We start from the raw sequence: 18,201 nt of genomic DNA on the forward strand, positions 1-18,201 counted from the left end.
ACTAAGGACTAAAAAATATACTATTGACTTGGCTGAAAGTGAAGTCAATTTGCTGCTGTACCTTAGCAAAATGAAGCTGCATCTTGAGGATCTCTTTCTTGGAATTAGCTTGAGCAATCTTACTTTCCAAAGCCAGCAAGTTGCGGTTGAGATTTTCTACTCGCACAGTTTGGTAGTCTAAGTCAATTTTTAGTTCTGCTGCCTGATCGAATTGAACCTGCTTGCGAACCACGGCGAGGCGGACTGAATTTTCATCCTGTGTCTGAAGAGCTAGCAAAGCTCGCTGCTGCCACTGGTTGGCTTGAGATTCAGCTTGATTGTACAGCCACTGAATCCGCAGTTGGGCGGAAATCGCAATGCCAACAGCCTGACGCAGTTCTTTGAGAGGTTCCTGAATTTCTAAGATTAATAGTTCCCAAAGATTCATCAATTCAGTGGTAAATTCTTCGCGTGCTACAGAGGCTACCAGTGCTTCTAATAGCAACAAATTTGGTTGCATCTGCTGCGAAATTGTCTCAAATATTAACTGTGCTTCGGACATTTGCCGATCGTAATTTTTTTCTGAGACTGCACCGGATGAGTGCTTTAATATTTTTTCCGTGCTGTCTAACTCTGCTTCTGAATCTGAACTTGAAGCTACAAAAGCCTGTAATTTTTCGCGGGCGATCGAATTCAGCCTTTGTCGAAGCAAATCGCAGGCCGCCCGCTGCACTGGCCCTGTTTCGCTTTGACAAATCTTGATGACTATTTTTAAGCCGGCATCGCCGTAATTCAAGGTTTCTCTCAGGGCGGCAATTCGATGTTCGTTGACAGAACTAGACAGCCGATGTTTAACTCCTGCTAGTCCGCCGAGCACTACACCGCCCACAGGAGGTGGCAGTTGACCGCCTCTAACTGCATCGTATGGTTTCGGTTTGTCGTGATTGTCTAACACAAGCATTTACTGCTATAAGGAACCTATCCGAACCTGTTTGAAGTTAAGAATTAAACAGATACCAGTTCCAAAAAAGAATGGAACTGTAGGCCATCTCCAAACCCTTAGTTCATAACTCATTCCCAATCGAAAATTGAAAATCGAAAATGGTATGATTTGTGTGTAATTCTTTCTTCAATGCAAGTCAAACCGATCGTACTTTTTTCCTGCGCCCATTGGCTACTTGAGCGTATCTTTAAGTACAGTCCTCGCTGCCAAGTGATTGCGAGTAGAAGTCAAAATTTCGGTTTCGCGTTCCAATCTCGCAGCAGTATCTTGCAATTCTAAAAGAGTTTGCTGTTCTGTCGCTGCGCCGTAAAGGTAGCTGGCTACCCAGTAGGACAATTCTGTAGGCAAACTGGGAATGTCTTCGGGCAGGTCGATCGGCTGATCCATCAATTTGCTGGAGAGGCGAACTACATCTCTCAGCAGTTGTTCGACATCTTTTCCCAAAGGTCTGAGGTCTTTTTGCGGCGGTTCGTCTTCAATCCATTCTACTAGACCGACTAAATAAGGTTTTTCCCGAACGGCGTCGAGCACTCGGAACCGCTGCTGCCCGAGAGTCATAATTTTCATGCGATCGTCGGGCAGGCGTTGGCAGTGAATCACTTCGGCGCAACAGCCAACGGCAGAGACTTTGTTTTGGTTGGGGTCCCACATGAGCACACCGAAACGCCTATCGCCCTCCAGAATCGTATTCATCATGATTCGATAGCGAAACTCGAAGATTTGCAGCGGTAGCGGTCTACCTGGAAATAGAACCACTTCCGGCAACGGAAATAAGGGGAGTTCGCGAACTGCTACAGAGGAAGAGGATGCCATTGTCGCTCAAAAGTGACGGTACTTGCGCTTATTTTTCTTACTTTAACTGATTAAAGGCAATTCCGGGGCAGGAGCGATCGGGCTTTTTCGCTCGCAACGGGAGCCACGGCGAGCTATCTCCGGTGCTGGCAGCTTGACAAAGGCGTTATTTCGTCAAAATGTTAAATATACCTTTTTGGTAAACTAAGTGAGTCCCAAGGCGATGATAGCGACTGCTAAAGGAGCATTTTTGTAGTGATCGCGCCTTAATTAAGAATAATTATTTAAGTTCGTGTCGGAGCAGAAATTTTTGCTGATTATTAACTAATAACTAATGACTAGGAAAATTTCAACAAAAAGAAGGAACAATTTATTTAATCTTTGTTCCTTCTTTCCGAGTTTTCGATAACTCAATCTACAGTTTGACTTCGATATCTACGCCGGCTGGCAAATCCAGTTTCATCAAAGCGTCAATTGTTTTGGCCGATGGCTGGTGAATGTCGATAATCCGGCGGTGCGTGCGGGTTTCAAAGTGTTCGCGAGAATCTTTGTCTACGTGGGGCGATCGCAGCAAGCAGTAAATCCGCCGTTTTGTCGGTAGGGGAATCGGACCGATTGCTGTGGCTGCTGTCCGATTTGCTGTATCTACAATCTTTTCGCAGGATGCGTCTAGAATTCGGCGATCGAAAGCTTTGAGGCGAATGCGAATTTTTTGCTGTTGAATTGTTGCCATTTTTGTTTCTTGAATTTTCGAGGTTCAGTTTGTTGTTTGTTGTCTGTCGTCTATTTGCAGTTGTTTTTGGGCTAACTGCTAACAGCAGACTCCTGAGTAATAACTAATCACTAAATAGCAGAAAAGCCTGATTAAATTTGGTGGCTTTTCTGCTATTTAAGCTGTTATCGGATTCCTACTTAAGGATTTTGGAAACAACGCCGGCGCCGACGGTGCGGCCGCCTTCGCGGATAGCGAAGCGCATTCCTTGTTCGATGGCGATCGGGTGAATCAACTCAACAGTCATTTTGATCCGGTCACCGGGCATCACCATTTCTGCTTCACTACCGTCATCAGCGGTGAATTGTGCGATCGTGCCGGTCACGTCAGTGGTACGGACGTAGAATTGAGGCCGATATCCAGAGAAAAAGGGCGTGTGCCGACCGCCTTCTTCCTTCTTGAGGATGTACACTTCAGATTCAAACTGAGTGTGAGGCATGATGCTTTTCGGCTTGGCAATCACCATTCCGCGTTCAATATCCGCCTTTAAAATCCCCCGTAGCAGTAGACCCACGTTGTCGCCGGCCAAACCTTCATCCAACTGCTTGGTGAACATTTCCACACCAGTCACCGTAGTGCTCCGAGTGTCCTTAAGACCCACCAATTCGACTGTTTCGCCGACTTTGATTGTGCCGCGCTCAATCCGACCAGTAGCAACAGTACCCCGACCCGTAATCGAGAATACATCTTCTACAGCCATCAAGAAAGGCTTGTCAATTTCGCGCTCTGGCGTGGGGATGTAAGCATCTACTTCTTCCATCAGCTTGTAGATTTTGTCAACCCACTCATTTTCGCCCTTGACAGTCTTGGGATTAGCAAGCATCGCTTCGAGTGCTTTCAATCCCGAACCTGTGACGATGGGGATGTCATCGCCCGGAAAATCGTAAGAGCTCAAAAGTTCGCGAACTTCCAGTTCTACCAATTCCAACAGTTCAGCATCATCCACCATGTCTTCTTTGTTCAAGAACACAACCAAGCTGGGAACGCCAACTTGCTTAGCTAGCAGGATGTGTTCGCGAGTTTGAGGCATGGGGCCGTCTGCGGCTGACACTACTAGGATGCCGCCGTCCATTTGAGCAGCACCGGTGATCATGTTTTTCACATAGTCAGCGTGTCCGGGGCAATCTACGTGGGCATAGTGCCGACCTGTGGTTTCGTATTCCACGTGAGCAGTATTAATCGTAATACCCCGTGCTTTTTCTTCTGGCGCAGCGTCGATGTCGGCGTAGTTCTTAGCCTTTGCTTGACCTAGTGCAGAGAGAGTCATCGTAATCGCGGCGGTCAAAGTTGTTTTGCCGTGGTCAACGTGACCGATCGTGCCGATGTTTACGTGGGGTTTATTCCGTTCAAATTTTGCGCGTGCCATTCTTGATCTGTTCCTTGTTTCTTTTAGCGATTTTAGACTTTAGATTTTAGATTCTAGACTTTGGATTTAATCCAAAATCCAAAATCTAAAATCTAAAATCATTAGTTTCCTTTGTTCTTAGCGATAATGGCTTCAGCCACGTTTCGCGGCACTTCTTCGTAATGGCTGAATTCCATTGTGAAGATGCCTCGACCTTGGGTTTTCGAGCGGATGTCGGTGGCGTAACCAAACATTTCTGCTAGTGGAACTTTTACAGAAACTTTGGCTATCCCCTGATCTGTCTCTTGACCTTCGATCTGACCCCGACGCGAGTTGAGGTCTCCGATGACGTTCCCGATGTAATCTTCGGGAACTTCAACCTCTACTTTCATCATAGGCTCTAGCAGCACTGGCGACGCCTTCATGACGGCTTCTTTGATCGCCATTGAACCGGCGATCTTAAATGCCATTTCTGAGGAGTCTACGTCGTGGAAAGACCCGTCTACCATAGTAGCTTTGAGGTCAATCACGGGATACCCTGCTACAATACCTGATTCGCAGGCTTCTTTCATCCCTTGTTCTGCCGGGCCGATGTACTCTTTGGGTACAGTGCCACCAACAATTTTGGAGACAAATTCAAAGCCGCTTCCGACTTCGGTGGGTTCTAGTTCGATCACAACGTGACCGTACTGACCTTTACCGCCACTTTGGCGGATAAATTTACCTTCGGCGCGGACGGATTTGCGAATGGTTTCACGGTAGGCTACTTGTGGCTGACCCACGTTGGCTTCTACTTTGAATTCCCGCAGCATCCTGTCTACCAGGATTTCCAGGTGCAGTTCGCCCATGCCGGCGATGACTGTCTGGTTGGTTTCTGGGTCAACGTTGACTCGGAAGGTGGGGTCTTCTTCCGAGAGTGACTGGAGGGCTTTGGATAGCTTCTCCATGTCTTGTTTGGTTTTGGGTTCGACAGCCACCGAGATGACTGGCTCTGGAATAAACAGAGATTCCAGAATCACTGGCGCTCCTTCTTCGCAGAGGGTGTCGCCGGTGAAGGTGTCTTTCAAACCCAAGGCTGCTCCCAAGTCTCCTGCCCGCAGTTCCTCAACTTCTATCCGATCGTCCGCTTTGAGTACAATTAGGCGAGAAACCCGCTCTTTTTTGTCTTTGGTGGAGTTCAGGACGTAGGTTCCTTTTTTGAGGATACCGGAGTAGACGCGAACAAAGGTCAGCCGACCGTAGGGGTCAGCCATGATTTTGAATGCCAAGGCTGACAGGGGCGCGCCGTCGTCTGCAAATCGTTCTGCGGTGTCGCCGTTGGGCAGGAGTCCTTGAATTGGGGGAACTTCCAAGGGCGACGGCAGATAGTCGATGACTGCATCCAACAACAACTGAACGCCTTTGTTTTTGAATGCCGAACCGCACAACATGGGGACGATCGTACCTTCGACAGTGCCGTGACGCAGGGCCAAGCGGATTTCGTCTTCCGTTAACTCTTCGCCTTCGAGGTATTTCTCGGTGAGGGCGTCGTTGGTTTCTGCTACCGACTCGATCAGCTTGGTGCGGTATTCTACGGCTAGATCCTTTACTTCATCGGGGATTTCTACTTCCTCGATGTCGGTTCCCGTGTCGTTGTTGTAGATATAGGCTTTCATGTGCACTAAGTCTACAATTCCCCGGAAGTTTTCTTCACTGCCGATCGGGATTTGGATGGGTACGGCGTTCGCTCTCATTCGATCGCGAATTTGGCCGTAGACTTTGTAGAAGTTTGCCCCCATCCGATCCATTTTGTTGACGAACACGATCCTCGGTACTTTGTACCTATCGGCCTGTCGCCAAACTGTTTCGGATTGCGGCTGCACTCCCCCTACCGAGCAGAACACTGCGATCACTCCGTCGAGCACTCGCATCGAGCGTTCGACTTCGATCGTGAAGTCTACGTGTCCGGGAGTGTCGATGATGTTGATTTTGTAATCTTTCCAACTGGTGGTGATAGCAGCGGCAGTAATCGTAATTCCCCGCTCCCGCTCTTGCTCCATCCAGTCAGTGACTGCTGTTCCCTCGTGCACTTCACCCATTTTGTGAACCATGCCTGAATAGAACAGAATTCTTTCAGTTGTTGTTGTTTTGCCCGCGTCTATGTGGGCTGCGATGCCGATGTTGCGAGTTTTTTCTAGCGGGACGGTACGTGCCACAGCTACCTCCTTAATCTTGTGTTGCTGTTATAATACTATTATACTACACAGTAACCCTATTTTGCACTCCCCAGTGACTTACAAAAGTCTCTGGAGCTTATTGTTACATTTTAATATTTTTTGCAAGATTTGTTTACAAAAATATTAAGGATGCGACATGGAGGATTCAGAGAGTGCATAAATTTTGAGTGCATGAATTTTGATTTTGAGAGTTTTGAGTTTGCTTCACGAATCGCAAGTGCGCCAAGAGAAGCAATCTCAACACTCAAAACTTACACTTTCCAATTTCTCACCCGATGCTTTTATACCGCACGATCGCGCTCTTCTCCATGCCCGGTGTTGCAGTTAGTAGCGGTAGTGAGCAAAAGCCTTGTTAGCTTCAGCCATGCGGTGAGTTTCTTCGCGCTTGCGAATAGCACTCCCTGTTTCGTTAGCTGCATCCATCAGTTCGTTGGCTAGCTTGGCTGCCATCGAGCGGCCAGTGCGGGCGCGGGCAAATCTGATCAGCCAGCGGAGGGCGAGGGTGGTACCGCGATCGGAACGCACTTCCATTGGAACTTGGTAGGTGGCGCCACCTACCCGGCGGGCTTTGACTTCTACCAGAGGTGTCGCGTTTTTGACTGCTTTTTCAAACAAGTCTAACGGTTCAGCCCCTGTGCGTTCTTGGATGGTTTTGAGGGCGTCGTAGACGATGCTGGAGGCAACGGATTTTTTGCCGTGCTGCATGATCCGTCTCACCATCATGCTTACCAACCGGCTGTTGTAGGTTGGATCTGGTGGAACTGGACGTTTTTGAATAACTGTGCGGCGAGACATAGTTCTATTTGGGATTTTTGATTTTGAATGATTGAGTTTGGGGTTTTGGGCTCACATCTCGATTTTTGACGATCGAGCGTGCAATTGAGCGGCGCGATCGGATTTATTTTTGCTTCCCAACCCCGACGATCGGGCGAGTTCCGTGTTATTTTTTCTCTTTAGGACGCTTGGCCCCGTATTTGGAACGACCCTGCTTGCGGTCTTTCACCCCAGCGGTGTCTAATGTACCCCGAATGATGTGGTATCTAACTCCGGGCAAATCTTTTACCCGACCGCCCCGGATCATTACTACCGAGTGTTCTTGCAAGTTGTGACCGATCCCAGGGATGTAGGCGGTGACTTCAAAACCAGAGGTCAGCCGTACCCGAGCCACCTTCCGCAGCGCCGAGTTGGGTTTTTTCGGGGTGGTCGTGTACACTCTGGTGCAAACTCCGCGGCGCTGGGGGCAACTCTTGAGAGCTGGCGATTTGGTTTTTTTCTGCGTTTGTTCCCGTGCTGAACGGATGAGTTGCTGAATAGTGGGCATGAGTTACGGCATTTCTAGCTTTTTGCTGAATATAGTGATTTGGCTGTATCCGCACTGAAAGTCCCTTCCCCTCTGGGGGGACGGGATGAATGAAAATAATTATGGGTAAGTGAGGATACCAGACTCTGTATTGTACACGACGCGAGTTTCTTTGGCAAGAAATTTGCGCGACCCGCGATCAAACTTCCTTCCTTGCTGCAAGTTGTCCAGGGGCGAGCGCAACGGGAGAATGGTATGTGACATCTTATAATTTAGGCGCAACTATGATGATTTTCAGAGCCGTCAGCAAAATTTATGACGATCGCAATATCGCGCTTTTTCGATCAAATTACGATTGTGAGGAGAAGTGCATTAACTCCTGCCTGGGATCGCATCACAGTCTATAGCCGATCTACATCACATAAAATTATCTAAAACTGCCGGACAATAAGAAATATACATTGAGTTGACTGCAGATGACAACCAAAGCTTATATTCCTGAATATAAAATTTCCGAACTTTACTTGAATATTTGGAAATCCGGTAAGATCGATCGGACTGTGTTCCAGCAAATTCAATACGCAATTAATTCTCACAGTTTAAAAAGTTCAGAGGATAGAAAAATTGTCAGCAGGCTGCTGTATGCAGTACGGCGGGGATGGGTGTCAGTGATGGACTGAGTTACTTGGGAATTTTGACTCAGGGCGCGAGATTGCTTGGTAACTCCCCGGGCCTAGCTGCGTCAATGAGTTTTGAGATTGCCACCCACCTGCCACCCACAGAGCATAACGCACAGGGGGTGCATGAGTTGTGAGCTAAAATCTCCTCCATAAAATTAGAGGACTCCCAAATAGATGCACCGCTCTTAAAAGAAAATATTAAGGTAAAAGGACAGGGTATGTTTAATTCTACAGAACTGCTGATCGAGGCTTTCATCGAACAACTTCAGAACGGCTACAGCCGCACTTACGGAGGCTACAAATCAGACTATGCTGACATTATTGCCTGGGTGGGGGCAATGGCGTTAGAAAACATCGCCAACAGCGACGCTCTTTATCACAATGTAGAACACGCCATTTGCATTAGCTTAGTCGGTCAAGAAATCTTGCGGGGAAAACACATTCGCAAGGGCGGAGTTTCCTGCGAAGATTGGCTGCACTTCATCATTTCTTTGCTGTGCCAAGACATCGGATATGTCAAAGGAGTTTGCCGGCAAGACCAAGAATCAGAAGGATTGTATGCTACTGGAAAAGATGGCATGAGAATTGCACTTGCTCCCGGTGCAACAGCGGCTAGCTTAGCTCCTTACCGAGTTGACAGAGCTAAATTGTTCATTGACGAGCGCTTCGGCAACCACAAGCTAATTAATGCTGAGATAATTAAGCAGAACATAGAACAGACTCGTTTCTCGGTGCTTGACGGCAATACTGACGAGGATGCAGGTAATTATTCTAGTTTAGTGCGCGGTGCTGACTTGATAGGTCAGCTCAGCAACCCGCAATATTTGCAGAAAATTGGCGCGCTGTTTTACGAGTTGGAAGAAAGCGGTGCTACTAAAGTTTTGGGCTATCGACATCCGGGCGACCTGCTCCAAAGCTACTCTAAGTTTTACTGGAGCGGCATTTATCCTCACATCAGTGAATCTCTCGGTTACTTGCAGTTGACGCAGGAAGGCAAACAGATTGTTGCTAGTTTGTACGCTAACATATTTCGGATGGAACACCAACGTTGCGATTCTTCTGAGGTTGCTTGATTCCAAAAGTGAATTCACCCGTCAACAGTTAGCAGTCAGTTGTCAGTTGTGATTGGGTATTTATAGGTGCTAATAACTAACAGCTCATAACGAATAACAAAGCACAAATTACCAATGACCCCCAATTCCCTATTGCCGAAGTGTATTTCATCCCAATCAACTAATTTCTTCCTCGATTTCCGAATGATATCTGGGACACAACCAATTGCTGGGTACCAAAGAAGGCCATCCCTCCCGTAGCGCTTCCAAACAAACAGCTCGCACAGTTAATTGACAGTCAAGCAGTTCTACCCCAGCTTTTTCAACTTGCTTTTTACCAATTCTTAAAATAGATTCATCGCTAAATTCAAAGGTTTTGTGACACTGAATGCAAACCAGGTGGTGGTGGTGGTGCAATTCGGGAAAATTCAGTTCGTAATGTTTGTGTCCTTCTGCTAATTCTAGTTCACGCAAAATTCCTATCCTTGCTAATAAATGCAGCGTTCTGTAGACAGTAGACAAGCCTATTCGTTCTCCTTGATTCTGCAAAGTCTTGTATAATTCTTCCGCACTTAAATGATTGCCTTGTGGCAGATTTTGAAAAACACTCAAAATAGTTTCTCGCTGGGGAGTCAGGCGGCAGCCTCTTTGGTTGAGTTCGACCTTGAGTGAGTTAGCACTGTATAAATTCATGTCGGAAAAAATAAATAAGTTGAGCGAGGATTGTCATGGATTATCTGTTATTTATTCGTGCTATTTTTTAGATGCTCCTAAAGTATATTTTCCGTGATAATCCATATAAATCTAGACTCCCCCTTTAGTCCAGGGTAAGCTGCTAGCCACCTATCCCCCTTGCTAAAAGTGGAATTAAAAAAGTTGTTTTCGGTATTTCTTCGTAATTTTTGTGAAGTTGAGAGCAATGTTGCGGATAAGCATTGGTAAAACAAGTCTTAGGTTCAAAGTCAGTGCAACCGATCGCATCTTCAGTACAAGCAACGCACGGGCGCACTGTAAATGTGAGGCGGTAGTCCTTAGTAAAAAAATCCCAATAACAAGGAAAAGGAATTGGATACAAGCGCTTGATTTGATGGACTCCTTCTGGCAATGTTACGGACAGACTCCACAAAAATAATCAAAGTGGCAATACATAACTATTAGAAAAAGACAGTCATAAACTACCCAAATACATAGCTTTGGCCACCAACAAGAAGGTAGCGACACCCAGCAAAACTAGGCGGATGCCCAAGATGGTGGTCATTTTGTCTGCGTCTTCCCATGTGTAGCCACAAAAATAAGTTCTTGCTTCGAGGGTTGCTGGCGCTTTGAGCGAGTGAAAGATGTCGCCGAAGCAGAGAAAGGCTGAGCTGATTAGGTGAATCGCCCTAACGGCGAAGTACGGATCAGTATCGCCAATTTTGCCTCCCGCACCGCCGCCCCAGCCGAGTCTGGCTAGGTTTGGCAACAGGATTAAGCCTTGTTCGTACATGGGCAATTCAGGGTTAAAGCGGGAAAGCTCTAATAGGGTATAGGCTCCCGCCCAGAAGACGATGAGGCCGGCGTGGGCGACGTGGGTACCTAGCAAACGGCCGGAAGGTTGATTAAGCGGGCGTTGCCGACCCACGAGGGAAATGATTTTCCTTCGGCTGGGAAGGATTTTTTTGCCATGCTGGTCACGGCGATTTACCTCTTGAGAAAGATGCCAGGGGAGTTTTAAGCGATCGCAGGTTATTGATATAGATAATCAACAATTTTAGTAGTTTCGTCAAGGGGTATTTGAGAAAAATTTTCACTGATTTGAGTTCAGGTATGTAAATCAGTAGGAAAAAAGCTCGTTATATCACGGTTATAAATGTTTTTGGCGCTTGAGCGGAGTTTGGCTTCTAGTTAGCAAAAATAGCAGATCAAGGAATATCTCAAAATTTATTGATAAATAATATTATTAAAGAGTATTATGGCTAGAGTATTGTTTAAGTAGGTATCCCATCCTCTCGGAAAAGACAAGGTGGAAAAAGAAATCCGGTACTTTCCTATGGACAAGCTTCTCTAAAAGTATGGTTAGAGGGGGGCGCGGGATTGTTTTTTTCCGAATCAAGAGAGTTAATGCCTACTTGTTGACATATTCATCTCAAACTCCAAACAACCAAGCCTGAGAGCATTTGCTCTCAGGCTTTTCTAGCGGGATTTTAACTGCTTGTTGCATTTGGCGCGCTAGCTCACGCAGAGGATTTGGTTTCTTCAGCTACTTGCTCGTTGTTGGGCAACTCCAGGCAATAACCAGCCCCGTATACGGTTTTGATGTACCGAGGATGTCGGGGATCGGGTTCCATCTTGGTTCTCAGGTGTCTGATGTGTACACGAATAGTTTCGATGTCGTCGTCGGGGTCGTAACCCCACACTTCTTTGAGAATTTCGCTGGGAGAGACTGTCTGACCGTGGCGCTGAAGCAAGCAGTGCAGCAACTCAAACTCTAGGTGGGTCAGTTTTACGGTCATATCGTACCAAACAGCTTCAAACCTTTCGGGGACAAGGGTCAGCGGGCCGTAATTCAGGATTTCGGAGTGTTTGGCAGCTTGGGGGATGCGGTCTGTGCGCCTTAGTAGAGCTCGCACTCGGGCTAGCATCTCTTCTAGTTCAAAGGGTTTGGTCAGGTAGTCATCGGCGCCGGAGTTGAAGCCTTCTACTTTGTCTTGAGTTTGACTTAAGGCGGTCAACATCAAGACGGGAATGTCTGAGGTGCGCTCGTCACGCCGCAAACGCTGACATACGGTGAATCCGTCTACTCTAGGCAGCATGAGGTCTAGCATGATCAGGTCGGGGAGCAGTTGTATTGCTAGTGCCTGACCTTTGATGCCGTCTTCTGCCTGGGTGACTTCGTAGCCAGCCATTTCTAGGTTGACTGCTACAAGTTCGGCGATCGCCGCGTCATCATCAATAACAAGTATCCGAGGCATCATTATTTATCTCACCGCTAACCGAATGGCAGATCCTACAGCCTTCTGGGGGTTCCAGGTAACTTTAACGAACAATTTTTTAATTTTAAGCTTCATTAAGGATGATAAGGTTGATTAAGAACTCTCGGGGCTCTGTAAATATTCTTGTACTTATTATAAGCCCTAAGAGCGCATATCAGAAAACTGTTTGTCCCAAATCTTGCTGGGGGCAGATTCTTGGTCGGGAAGAACAGCCTTAACTTTTGCAGCCTGCGCCTAGGGCTTCACAGGATCGCCCTAACGGTAGTCCGCGTTTTCCATAACCCTGTTAACCGTTAACTGTAATTTTTTTAAGTTAGTTAATTTTGCTGATAAAATTTTGGTATTTTTTGAGGGTGTATGGCTTGCTTTGTTGGGGAATTGACGGTATTATTAAATAATATCAATACAAATATTTATAAAAAACTAAACTAGATTAACATCTTTAAATCATATGAGATAAAAGTCAAATAATCAATCCCGCAACCTGACAATTTTTGGGCAATTTTTTGCCCGGTGGGCTAATTTTTTTCTCGGCGTGGAATCAGCAAAACAACCGATAACAACTGCTTGCATACCTACTGAGGGCGAGTTTCCGATCGAGCTGGCTGAGTATTTTGCTTGGGAAGAGTGGCCTTAGAGCCTAATTTTTGGAAATAAAGACTGCCGATGGTGGCTAAAAATATTGTGTAAGCGGCTGCTTGGACGAGATAAAGTCGATCTCTGTATCCAAAAAGTGCTTTGAGAAGCACTCCTGGAAATTGTCGATCGGGCAAAATTTCCGCTGCATTCCACACCATAGGCCCTAAAATACAAGAGTGGAGTGGTGCCAGGCGATCGTAATAAACACAAATTGCTGCATATTTGCTATTCATCTGTGACAAAATGCCAGCGGCTTGGTCAAAATGTTTGAGTGCAGATACTGCCAAACCTGCCACGATTAACAGCAACAAAATCCCCATAAACTTGAAAAACAGGCGGATGTCAATTGTTACGCCCCACTTGAACAGTAGGGCGCCAATGATTGCCGCCCCAGTCAAACCGCCCAAAGCACCCAAAGCAGGAGTGAAACCTTGTTGAAATTGAGCGGTGACAAATATAACTGTTTCAAAACCTTCGCGCAGTACCGCAATAAAAATTAAGCCAAATACGCCCCAGCCGGCATTGCTATTTTCTGTTAAAGCTGCTGTAACCGCTCCTTCAACTTCTGCTTTGAGAAAGCGAGCTTGCTGAGTCATCCAAATTAGCATCCAGCTTAGCATTGCGATCGCCACAATGCCCAACAAGCCCTCTAATAGCTGTTTAATTACTGGTGCGTAAGGCTGCTCGGATGTTGATAGTGCTGCGAGCAATCCATTGAATAAAATACCCACAAAACCGCTAGCACCAATGCCGGCTGCAACACCTGCATAAACCCAAGAATTGAGGTGACTTTGCTCGGCTTTTTTGAGGCAAGCTAGTACAATTCCGATGACTAAGGCGGCTTCTACGCCTTCGCGCAGGGTAATTACAAAAGTTGGTATGGCTTCACTAAAATTCATTTTTTATAATCATGGCGCATGGGTATGTGGGATTGGTCATTGGTGATTGGAAATAACCAATAACCAATAACCCATAACAATTAACTAATGATTAAATCAACTATAATCCCGCAGCATTTTTTTCAGTTCTACTTGGTGCAATTCTTCCTGTCCAATTAGATTGCGGGCATATTCTTCCAAATAAACGCTGGAGTTGGTCACGACTTCAAGTAAACATTTATACTTTTTGAGGGCTTTTTTCTCGTGATTTAAACTTTCTTCTAACAAGTCTTTCACCGAGTGTTTGTAGGTTTCTTCGATGGGAGCAATTTTCTGACTGGGATGCCCCTCTAAACCGGTGAGAATTTCTCCTGCTTGTTGGGCGTGGAGTAGAGATTCCGTGGCTTGTGCTTTAAAAAACTGCACGATGGGAATCCGGTTGGGCCCTGTCACCATTAGTGAATAGTGGGTATAGCGCACGACACCTGCAAGTTCCCATTCCATGATGGTGCATAGCAGTTCCTGGGTTTTTTTCTCGTCAAGTTCTTTCATTTGTTGTTTTAGAGGTAGAATGCCTTAGAGGGCGCTGTTTATAATATCACATTTAAGTTAAAAATGAAAAGTAAGGTGCGGATGGCGCACCTTGCCGGATATAGATGTTATATGTGAGTTAGGGGTTAACTTCTAAGGTTCCAGTAGGAGCAAACACTACAGTAAACTTAGCGACTGGTGCTGCATTGTTGCTGCTAGTTTCGGGAGATTGGAGGAGATTTGGCAAAGGAGTTTCTTGGGTGTAATCCTTGGCTGGTTGATTGAGTGGCTCGAAATTGCCGATCGCCCCATCTTGACTTGTACTGACTCGATAGACTAAATTTTGATTGAACGTAGGGCTAGTTTGCCAACTTCGATCGATGCGATCGTAGACTTTTAGAGCTAACTCATCTAGTTTTACGGCAGCCGTAATTTCTGCTTTCTGATTTGTTCCATCTACCGCCTAAACTTTCTGCTGGGCTGCTGATACAGGTACAGCTTGGACAGTCTTATCTGTAGGGCTACTCGCAATAGCCGTTTCAGTAGACGTATTAGTGAAACGTACAACGTATGGACACTTGTCAGGCAAATTTTTGGGGTTGTCAACAGCTAAACTAGAATTATTTGCAGCCGGAAGCGGACTGTTAGTCGCAATAGCTGGTTAGGCCACCCCCTTAGCAACAGCATTAGCGGGATTTTGCTCCTCGATTGTCAAAGACTTGACAGGAAAACCGCGAAACTTTTCTTTTTGGCTAACGCGCCGCAGCATCTCACTTTTGCAGCCAAGCTAAAAATTGGAGTTTTGATGCAGGAGGCAGGAGGGAGGATGCAGGAGGGAAGAGGAAGAAGAAAGGAGCCAGAAGAAGTGTTTTTACAAATATGATATGCTCCCTAACGCGCCACATTGCGATGGAAAAAGTCAATCGATTTTTGATTTTTGATTTTTGATTTTTGATTATAGCATTGACCCCACGGATAAATTCTGGGGGCAAGTTTCATGGGATACAGGTTTTTTATTTCTCCACGAATGAATCCGGGGGCTTGTATCCTGGATGCTTTCGGTCACAAATTTAATGTAAGTTATTCTCAAGAGTGGGAATAAAAGCAATTAGGGATTTTCAGTTTTTTCTTGATATTTTTTTTAAATTCTTGCTTGAGCTTGGTGGTAAATACATTTGGCAGATGAATCTGTAAACAAACATTGATCGTTCTTATCAAAAAGCTTGAATGTGGGGGTGTTCGGTAAAATATCCGAATAATTCTTCAGGATTATTTAATGTTGCATTTTTCATCCTCAAAACTTTGGCTGTGAAGCCCGAATCTATGTCAAATCAGCGATCGCCCGCCGCAAATCCCCCGATCGCTCGATCGCATTAATGCCCCCAGAGGGGGTTTTAAATTTTTGTAAAAAATAGTTGACTAAAGAGTTGGAAGTTCTCTCGTTTGGGATAGATCGATGCACATACCTGATGGTTTCCTTTCACCGCCAGTAGCCATTGCCACCGGCATAGCAAGTGCAGCAGTAATTGCAGTTGCCCTAAATCGAACCCGCGCCAGTCTTGGACTTCGACAAGCCCCAATCATGGGCTTAACCACAGCTTTCGTGTTTGCAGCTCAGATGATCAACTTTCCCGTAGCCGGGGGCACCAGCGGCCACTTGTTGGGAGGAGCGCTCGCATCCGTCGTTTTGGGGAACCCTTGGGCGGCAACTTTAGCGATGAGCACAGTTTTTATAATTCAGAGCGTCTTGTTTGCCGACGGGGGCATCACCGCCTTGGGAGCCAATATTTTTAACATGGGGCTAGTTGGCATTTGGGTTGGCTGGTGGCTGTTGCAGCCATTGCAGCAACTTTTGGGAGGTTCCAGAAATCGTTTGCCCCTAGCCGCGGGCATCGCCGCTGGCCTCAGCGTCGTGGCTGCTTCGATTAGTGTAGCGATCCAATTGGCAATTTCTGGTACAGTAGGGCTCAATATCGCATTGCCAGCAATGGTAGGCGTACATATTTTAATTGGGATTGGCGAAGGGGTAATTACAGGCGGCGTTTTAACTTATCTCGTCAAAGTGCGGCCGGATTTACTGCCGGGACAACAGCCACAATTGCAGAAATGGGTAGTGCCAGTAATCGGAGTTTTATTAATTTCCGGGGTGCTTTCACTGTTCGCTTCAAGTTGGCCTGACGGGTTAGAAGCGGTAGCCGAAAAATACGGATTTAAAGATAAAGAAGCTGTGGCGATCGAAAATCCAACTCCTTTAGCAGATTACACAGTTAAAGGATTAGAAGAACAGCCTATTGGTACTAGCATTGCTGGACTTTTAGGGTCTGCTTTCAGCTTCGGCGCGGCTTTTGGGATTGCTCAGTTGGTGGTAAAACCTAAAGATGTCTAAACTCTCCATACCTTTTCGATTGCGAGTGTCTCTCACAATTGTGATTGGCATGGGTTTTCTGAAGACAGGCGCTTGGCTGTGGCTGGGAATTTATGGGGCGATCGCACTTTTTTGGTCGTTTTGGCTCCGGGCTCCGGTGCGAACCCTAGCGCAACTGTTGGGAGCAGAATTGCTTTTTCTCTCCTTATTAGTGCTGCCCCAAGGTTGGGAACGCGCCAGTTTTTTGTTGCTGCGTTCCCTAATTTGCCTGCTAATTATGAACAGTTTTCTGCTAACTTTGCCACCCCACAGTTTCGGAATCGCCCTCAAAGGATTACCCCTACCAGCAGGTTTGCAAGAGATTGTACTTTTAACAGGACAATACTTAGAAATCCTGCTGGCCGAAGTCAACCGCATGAAAATATCTGCCCAACTCCGGGGCTTGTCCGGTACGGGAGGATGGCTGCGTTACGCCAGTGCTTCCATGATCGGAGCGCTTTATTTGCGAAGTCTCGATCGGGCCGAAAGAGTACACGCAGCCATGCTAATTCGCGGCTATAAAGGAAGTTTGCCCTCCGACTCAAAATCGACACCAAAAGAGCGACTCTGGCTGACATTAGCAATTTTAATAGCAGCCGGATTAACAATAGCTTCTTACGGTTATTCGTAATTGGGCCTTGGGCATTTAACTGGTTCCCGGCTCGGCCTGGGAATCGATATCCAGAGGCTCTGCCTCGCTTCTTGCGGAGGAAAAATGGAGGCAGAGCCGACCGATCTGCGTTACCAGGCAGAGCCTGGTAACGAGTTAAAATTATTCAATCTAAAATCTAACATCTAACATCTAAAATCGGATGACTAATCTCAAATCCGCACCAACAATCGAAGTGCAAGACTTAGTATTTGGCTATCCCGATCAAAAGCCAGTATTGCGGGGAATTTCTTTTAGTTTGCAACCGGGAGAAAGAGTTGCTCTACTCGGTCTGACCGGTGCTGGTAAAAGCACTTTGCTCGAAAACTTGATCGGATTAAAAATGCCTCAATCAGGCGAGATTAGAGTGCAGGGAAAAAAGTTGGAAGAGGCGACTCTATCGCAGGCGCGCAGGCAGATTGGATTTTGCTTTCAAGATGCTAACGACCAGCTATTTATGCCGACTATTTTAGAGGATGTCATGTTCGGGCCGCGCAATTACGGAGTGCCGCCGGGAGTTGCGCGCGATCGAGCTTTAGCCCTATTAGACGAATTTGGTTTAGTAGAATTTGCCAACCGTTCGGCCCACGAACTTTCGGGAGGTCAAAGAAGATTAGCAGCCTTGGCAGCAATTTTAGCATTAGAGCCGACAATTTTAATCTTAGACGAGCCGACGAACGGACTCGATCCCTCGTGGCGGCGTCATTTGGCTAAGGTTTTGTCCCAATTGCCGATCGAGGTAATTTTGATCGCTTCTCACAATTTGAATTGGATCGGGAAAACAACTCAGAGGGCTTTAGTTTTGGCGGATGGTGAGATTAAAATTGACAGAAAAACCAAAGATTTGCTGGCAGATAAATCAACTCTCGAATATTACAATTTGCCACCAGATTGGTAATTAACTATTGACCCTTACTCATTACATAAAGCAATCATTACTAATTACAAGCGATGGTAACGATGCGGTGGCAATCACAGGCAATGTATAT

General features: G+C 46.3%; 20 protein-coding genes. 5 read left to right on the forward strand and 15 right to left on the reverse strand.

What is annotated here, in order from left to right:
- Position 1: 1 nt before the first annotated feature.
- From QUA57_RS01300 to QUA57_RS01335, 8 genes are all read right to left on the reverse strand, one after another.
- Positions 2-940, reverse strand: a complete 939-nt coding sequence (locus QUA57_RS01300; RefSeq protein WP_333059038.1) for a PspA/IM30 family protein — start codon at positions 938-940, stop codon at positions 2-4.
- A gap of 213 nt (positions 941-1,153) precedes the next feature.
- A complete protein-coding gene (locus QUA57_RS01305; RefSeq protein WP_006632192.1) occupies positions 1,154-1,795 on the reverse strand; it encodes an LON peptidase substrate-binding domain-containing protein in 642 nt (213 codons plus the stop codon).
- A gap of 394 nt (positions 1,796-2,189) precedes the next feature.
- Complete coding sequence (gene rpsJ, locus QUA57_RS01310) at positions 2,190-2,507, reverse strand: 30S ribosomal protein S10 (RefSeq protein WP_006632193.1); 318 nt, start codon at positions 2,505-2,507, stop codon at positions 2,190-2,192.
- A gap of 175 nt (positions 2,508-2,682) precedes the next feature.
- Positions 2,683-3,912 carry an elongation factor Tu gene (gene tuf, locus QUA57_RS01315; RefSeq protein ID WP_333034796.1) on the reverse strand — a complete coding sequence of 410 codons (1,230 nt, stop codon included), beginning with the start codon at positions 3,910-3,912 and terminating at the stop codon, positions 2,683-2,685.
- 101 nt (positions 3,913-4,013) lie between these two features.
- Complete coding sequence (gene fusA, locus QUA57_RS01320) at positions 4,014-6,086, reverse strand: elongation factor G (protein WP_333059036.1); 2,073 nt, start codon at positions 6,084-6,086, stop codon at positions 4,014-4,016.
- A gap of 345 nt (positions 6,087-6,431) precedes the next feature.
- Positions 6,432-6,902, reverse strand: a complete 471-nt coding sequence (rpsG, locus tag QUA57_RS01325; RefSeq protein WP_006632196.1) for a 30S ribosomal protein S7 — start codon at positions 6,900-6,902, stop codon at positions 6,432-6,434.
- A 145-nt stretch (positions 6,903-7,047) separates the two neighbouring features.
- The gene (rpsL, locus tag QUA57_RS01330; RefSeq protein ID WP_006632197.1) at positions 7,048-7,428 is read right to left on the reverse strand and encodes a 30S ribosomal protein S12; all 381 of its coding nucleotides are present in this window, start codon (positions 7,426-7,428) and stop codon (positions 7,048-7,050) included.
- Between the two features lie 99 nt (positions 7,429-7,527).
- Positions 7,528-7,671: a hypothetical protein gene (locus QUA57_RS01335; protein ID WP_333059035.1), complete on the reverse strand. Its 144-nt coding sequence runs from the start codon at positions 7,669-7,671 to the stop codon at positions 7,528-7,530.
- A 212-nt stretch (positions 7,672-7,883) separates the two neighbouring features.
- Here QUA57_RS01335 and QUA57_RS01340 point away from each other — a divergent pair, with 212 nt between their 5' ends.
- Both QUA57_RS01340 and QUA57_RS01345 read left to right on the forward strand, forming a co-directional pair.
- Positions 7,884-8,087, forward strand: coding sequence for a hypothetical protein (locus QUA57_RS01340; RefSeq protein ID WP_333034800.1), 204 nt, complete (start codon positions 7,884-7,886; stop codon positions 8,085-8,087).
- 218 nt (positions 8,088-8,305) lie between these two features.
- Positions 8,306-9,160: an Npun_R2479 family HD domain-containing metalloprotein gene (locus QUA57_RS01345; RefSeq protein WP_333059034.1), complete on the forward strand. Its 855-nt coding sequence runs from the start codon at positions 8,306-8,308 to the stop codon at positions 9,158-9,160.
- Positions 9,161-9,316: 156 nt separating this feature from the next.
- On the opposite strand, the gene QUA57_RS01350 is transcribed toward QUA57_RS01345, so the two are convergent.
- From QUA57_RS01350 to QUA57_RS01380, 7 genes are all read right to left on the reverse strand, one after another.
- A complete protein-coding gene (locus QUA57_RS01350; protein WP_333059032.1) occupies positions 9,317-9,832 on the reverse strand; it encodes a transcriptional repressor in 516 nt (171 codons plus the stop codon).
- A 142-nt stretch (positions 9,833-9,974) separates the two neighbouring features.
- Positions 9,975-10,265 (reverse strand): hypothetical protein, encoded by a 291-nt coding sequence (locus QUA57_RS01355; protein WP_333059031.1) that lies wholly within the window; start codon positions 10,263-10,265, stop codon positions 9,975-9,977.
- 42 nt (positions 10,266-10,307) lie between these two features.
- Complete coding sequence (locus tag QUA57_RS01360) at positions 10,308-10,760, reverse strand: hypothetical protein (protein ID WP_445304448.1); 453 nt, start codon at positions 10,758-10,760, stop codon at positions 10,308-10,310.
- Between the two features lie 592 nt (positions 10,761-11,352).
- Positions 11,353-12,090 carry a response regulator transcription factor gene (locus QUA57_RS01365; RefSeq protein ID WP_333034951.1) on the reverse strand — a complete coding sequence of 246 codons (738 nt, stop codon included), beginning with the start codon at positions 12,088-12,090 and terminating at the stop codon, positions 11,353-11,355.
- A 596-nt stretch (positions 12,091-12,686) separates the two neighbouring features.
- Positions 12,687-13,649, reverse strand: coding sequence for an FTR1 family protein (locus tag QUA57_RS01370; protein ID WP_333059030.1), 963 nt, complete (start codon positions 13,647-13,649; stop codon positions 12,687-12,689).
- A gap of 96 nt (positions 13,650-13,745) precedes the next feature.
- Entirely contained in the window at positions 13,746-14,180 is a 435-nt protein-coding gene (locus tag QUA57_RS01375; protein ID WP_333059029.1) for a ferritin-like domain-containing protein, read from the reverse strand.
- 1,300 nt (positions 14,181-15,480) lie between these two features.
- Positions 15,481-15,621, reverse strand: coding sequence for a hypothetical protein (locus QUA57_RS01380; RefSeq protein ID WP_333134327.1), 141 nt, complete (start codon positions 15,619-15,621; stop codon positions 15,481-15,483).
- Between QUA57_RS01380 and QUA57_RS01385 the strand changes: the two genes are divergently transcribed.
- From QUA57_RS01385 to QUA57_RS01395, 3 genes are all read left to right on the forward strand, one after another.
- Entirely contained in the window at positions 15,616-16,545 is a 930-nt protein-coding gene (locus tag QUA57_RS01385; protein WP_333034810.1) for an energy-coupling factor ABC transporter permease, read from the forward strand. The genes QUA57_RS01380 and QUA57_RS01385 overlap by 6 nt on opposite strands.
- Complete coding sequence (locus tag QUA57_RS01390) at positions 16,538-17,194, forward strand: energy-coupling factor transporter transmembrane component T (protein ID WP_333059027.1); 657 nt, start codon at positions 16,538-16,540, stop codon at positions 17,192-17,194. Before QUA57_RS01385 ends, QUA57_RS01390 begins: the two co-directional genes overlap by 8 nt.
- Before the next feature lie 181 nt (positions 17,195-17,375).
- Positions 17,376-18,110 (forward strand): ABC transporter ATP-binding protein, encoded by a 735-nt coding sequence (locus QUA57_RS01395; RefSeq protein WP_333059026.1) that lies wholly within the window; start codon positions 17,376-17,378, stop codon positions 18,108-18,110.
- Positions 18,111-18,201 lie beyond the last annotated feature (91 nt).

The organism is Microcoleus sp. Pol7_B2 (assembly GCF_036701035.1).
Classification (GTDB): Bacteria; Cyanobacteriota; Cyanobacteriia; order Cyanobacteriales; family Microcoleaceae; genus Microcoleus.